The 4,309-nt window shown below is 72.9% G+C and carries 3 protein-coding genes; all 3 read left to right on the top strand.

Annotation, left to right across the window (positions count from 1 at the left end; translation table 11 throughout):
• The coding region (locus HY68_RS29810; RefSeq protein WP_041994735.1) for an ABC transporter ATP-binding protein at positions 1-1,349 on the top strand (1,349 nt) is incomplete at its 5' end.
• Positions 1,346-3,139, top strand: a complete 1,794-nt coding sequence (locus tag HY68_RS29805) for an ABC transporter ATP-binding protein (RefSeq protein WP_041994732.1) — start codon at positions 1,346-1,348, stop codon at positions 3,137-3,139. The genes HY68_RS29810 and HY68_RS29805, both read left to right, overlap by 4 nt.
• 95 nt (positions 3,140-3,234) lie before the next feature.
• Entirely contained in the window at positions 3,235-4,299 is a 1,065-nt protein-coding gene (locus HY68_RS29800) for an iron-siderophore ABC transporter substrate-binding protein (protein WP_041994729.1), read from the top strand.
• Positions 4,300-4,309 lie beyond the last annotated feature (10 nt).

Here is a 4,309-nt window from a genome sequence, read left to right as displayed (position 1 = left end):
TCCCCGGCGCGCTCACCAATATCGCGACCGAGGACGCCAAGCGGGTCGGCGCCGTCAACATGGCCGTGATGACGGGCCTTTCGGCCCTGACAGGGCTTCTGGTCAGCGCGGTCGTGCTGCTGCGGATCTCCGCGCCGCTCGGCGCCGTCGTACTGCTGGGCACTCCCCTGCTGCTGTGGCTGGGCCATCTGCTGAGCAAGCCGCTGGAGCGCCGCAGCGAGGCCGAACAGGAGCGCGCGGCGCACGCGTCGGGGGTCGCCGCCGATCTCGTGGCGGGCCTGCGGATCCTCAAGGGCATCGGCGCCGAGTCGGCCGCCGTCACCCGGTACCGGCACACCAGCAGGCTCTCGCTGTCCGCCACCCTGCGCGCGGCCCGGGCGGAGTCGTGGCAGAACGGCATGGTGCTCACCCTGACCGGGGTCTTCATCGGGGTCGTGGCGCTTGTCGGCGGACGTCTCACCGCCGAGGGCGGGATGAGCCTCGGCCAGCTCGTGTCGGCCGTGGGACTCGCCCTGTTCCTGCTCGGTCCGCTGTCCGAATTCTCCTGGGTGAACGCGGAGTTCGCGCAGGGCAGGGCGTCGGCCGCCCGCCTTGCCGAGGTACTGGCCGCAGCGCCCGACGTCCTCCCGGGATCCGGCAGGCCTGCCGCGCCGGTCCGCGGAGCCGTACGGCTACGGCACGTCTCGTACGGCACGCTGCGCGCCCTCGACCTCACCGTCACGGCAGGCGAACTGGTCGGCGTGGTCACCACCGACCCGGCCGACGCGGCGGCGCTGCTGCGCGTGCTGGCCCGGCGCAGTGATCCGGCCGACGGCTCGGCCGAGCTGGACGGCGTCGCGCTGACGACACTCGACCCGGCCGACGTCCGTACGTCGATCCTGGTCGCCGAGCACGACGCGGACCTGTTCGAAGGCAGCCTCACCGCCAATGTGTCGGCGGCGGCGCCCGCCGGCGCGGACATCCGGCGGGCCATGGCGGCGTCCGGCGCCGACGAAGTCGCACGAACGCTGCCGCAGGGGGGCGACACGGTGGTGACCGCGCGGGGCCGTTCCCTGTCGGGCGGGCAGCGTCAGCGTGTCGCGCTGGCGCGCGCCCTGGCCGCCGATCCGCCGGTGCTGGTGGTGCACGACCCGGCGACCGCAGTCGACCCGGTCACCGAGGCGGCGATGGCCGCCGGCATCCGGGAGATACGCCGGGGCAGGACCACACTCCTGGTGACCACGAGCCCCGCGCTGCTGGCGGTGACGGATCGGGTGGTGCTCGTGGCGGACGGCCGGGTCGTGGACACCGCGCCCCACGCGCGGCTCGTGGAGCGCCATCCCAGCTACCGTACGGCGGTGCTCTCATGACGGACGGTCAGCAGAACGACACGGCACGGGAATTGCTGCCCACCGCGAGCGGCGCCGAGACCCGAGCCGCGGTGGCCGCGCTGCTGCGGCCGCGCCGAGCACTCGCGCTGGCCGGGTTCACGGCGATGGTCGCAGCGACCGCGGTCGGTCTGCTCACCCAGCCGCTGCTCGGCCGCATCGTCGATCTGGCCGCCGACCGCCGGCCGCCCGGCATGATCACGCTGCCGGTCGTCCTGCTGGTGGCTGTCGCCGTCGTCCAAGGCCTCACCACCGGGCTCGGGCTGTCCCTGATATCCCGGCTCGGCGAGAGCGTACTGGCCCAGTTGCGCGAGCGGTTCGTCGAGCGGGCGCTGGGACTGCCGCTCGAACGCGTGGAGCGGGCAGGCTCCGGAGACCTGACGGCGCGGGTCACCGGCGATGTGTCACTGATCGCCGACGCGGTGCGCAACGCACTGCCCGAGCTGGCCCGTTCACTGCTGGCCATCGTTCTCACGCTGGGCGCGCTCGCGTTGCTCGACTGGCGGTTCCTGCTCGCCGCGCTCATCGCCGTACCCGTCCAGCTGTACACGGCGCGCTGGTACGTACGTAACGCCGTACCGATCTACACGGAGCAGCGCGTCGCCGTCGGCGCGCAGCAGCAGCAACTGCTCGACACCATCGGCGGCAGCGCGACCGTCCGGGCGTTCCGGCTGGAGCGGGAGCACACGGAGCGGGTGACGGCGCGCTCCTGGTCGGCCGTGGAGCTGACCATGCGCGGTGTACGGCTCGTACTGCGCTTCTACAGCAGGCTGCATGTCGCCGAGTTCATCGGTCTGACGGCCGTCCTGGTCACCGGGTTTCTGCTGGTGCGCGACGGAAGTGCCTCGATCGGTACGGCGACGGCCGCCGCGCTCTACTTCCACAGTCTGTTCACCCCGGTCAACTCGGCGCTGGCGCTGCTCGACGACGCCCAGTCGGCGGGGGCGGGCCTGGCCCGGCTGGTCGGGGTCGCCGGACTGCCGCTGCCCCCGCAGCCGGAGCGCCCTCCGGTGCCGCGCGACGCGTCGGTGACGGTGTCCGGCGTCGGTCACGCCTACCGGCCGGGACACCAGGTGCTCTCGGACGTCCACCTCGACCTGCGTCCCGGCGAGCGGGTCGCCCTGGTCGGGGCGAGCGGCGCGGGCAAGACCACGCTGGCCAAGCTCGTCGCCGGTATCCACGCGCCGGCCTCCGGGACCGTACGGCTCGGCGGCGTCGACCTGACCGAACTCGGCCCCGCCGCCACCGGCCGGTCGGTCGCGCTGATCACGCAGGAGGTCCATGTCTTCGCCGGGACGCTCGCCGACGATCTGCTGCTGGCCAGGCCCGGCGCGGGCGAGCCGGAGCTGCGTGACGCGCTGGCCCAGGTCGACGCGCTCGGCTGGGCGGACGCCCTGCCCGATGCCCTGGCCACGGTGGTCGGCGACGGCGGGCACCGGCTCAGCAGCGCCCAGACCCAACAACTCGCACTCGCCCGGCTGATCCTCGCCGACCCGCCGGTCGCTGTGCTGGACGAGGCGACGGCGGAGGCGGGCAGCGCCGGCGCCCGGGTGCTGGAGAAAGCCGCCGACCGCGCGGTGGACGGCCGTACCGCGCTCGTCGTCGCCCACCGGCTCACCCAGGCGGCGAGCGCCGACCGCATCGTCGTCATGGACGCGGGACGCGTCGTCGAGTCGGGCACGCACGACGAACTCCGGTCAGCCGGGGGACGCTACGCCGCCCTGTGGGAGGCGTGGTCGGACACCCGCGGGGGCAAGGGCCACGGCCTCTGACGCCCACCGGACACACCGCACACGGACGCACAGACCGAAGCAACACACCGAACCGACACCCGTCGCACTCACCCACCGAACCGAAGGAACCCCCGATGGCCCGCTCCCTCAGAGGCCCCAGGCTCGCCGCAGCGCTCGCCTCCGTACTCCTGCTCCTCGGCACCGTCGCCGGCTGTGGGGGTGACTCCGGGGACGACGAACCGGCCGGCTCCGCCGCGAGCGCCCCCGCCGACTCCGCCTATCCCGTCACGATCGCGCACAAGTACGGCAGCACGACGATCAAGTCAGAGCCCCAGCGCATCGTGACGGTCGGGCTCACCGACCAGGACGCCGTGCTCGCGCTCGGCAAGGTGCCGGTCGGCACCACCGAGTGGCTCGGTGCCTACAAGGGCGCGATAGGCCCCTGGGCCGGCGACAAGCTGGGCGGCGCGCCCGTGCCCACCGTGCTGAAGGACACCGGCACCGGGCCGCAGATCGAGAAGGTGGCGGCGCTCAAGCCGGACCTGATCATCGCGCTGTACTCGGGGCTCACCAAGGAGCAGTACACGACCCTGTCCAAGTTCGCCCCGGTCGTCGCCCAGCCCAAGGCGTACAACGACTACGGCGTTCCGTGGCAGGAGGTGACCGAGACCGTGGGCAAGGCGCTCGGCAAGAGCGCGGAGGCGGCCAAGCTCGTGGACGGGGTCAACGCCGACTTCGCGGCGGCCGAGAAGGCCAACCCCGCGTTCAAGGGCGCGACCGCCCTGATGGCGACGCCGTACGAGGGCATGTTCGTCTACGGCAGCCAGGACGCGCGTTCGCGGATCCTGAGCGGCCTCGGCTTCGCGCTTCCGACCGGCCTGGACAAGGCGATCGGCGACCAGTTCGGCGCCAACATCAGCAAGGAACGCACCGACCTGCTCGACCAGGACGCCATCGTCTGGATCGTGGGCGACACCACGAAGGACCCGGCGAAGCTGCACGACGACCCGTCGTACGGCGATCTGAACGTGGTCAAGCAGGGCCGTGAGGTCTTCGTCAAGGAGACAGGCGACTACGGCAACGCGCTGTCGATGTCGACCGTGCTGAGCCTGCCGTACGTGCTCGACCGGCTGGTCCCGCAGCTCTCCGCCGCCGTCGACGGCAAGCCCGCGACCAAGGTGGCGCAGCCCGCCTCCTGAACGGGCGGTG

The organism is Streptomyces sp. AcH 505 (assembly GCF_000818175.1).
In the GTDB taxonomy this organism is placed as follows: Bacteria; Actinomycetota; Actinomycetes; order Streptomycetales; family Streptomycetaceae; genus Streptomyces.
Note: the sequence above shows the minus strand (reverse complement) of the source record. Positions and strands in the feature narration are given on the sequence as shown.

What these genes read in the sequence shown, in the direction of transcription:
- HY68_RS29805 (WP_041994732.1), top strand. Translation starts at nt 1,346, where the DNA reads ATGACGGACGGTCAGCAGAACGACACGGCACGGGAATTGCTGCCCACC.
- HY68_RS29800 (WP_041994729.1), top strand. Translation starts at nt 3,235, where the DNA reads ATGGCCCGCTCCCTCAGAGGCCCCAGGCTCGCCGCAGCGCTCGCCTCC.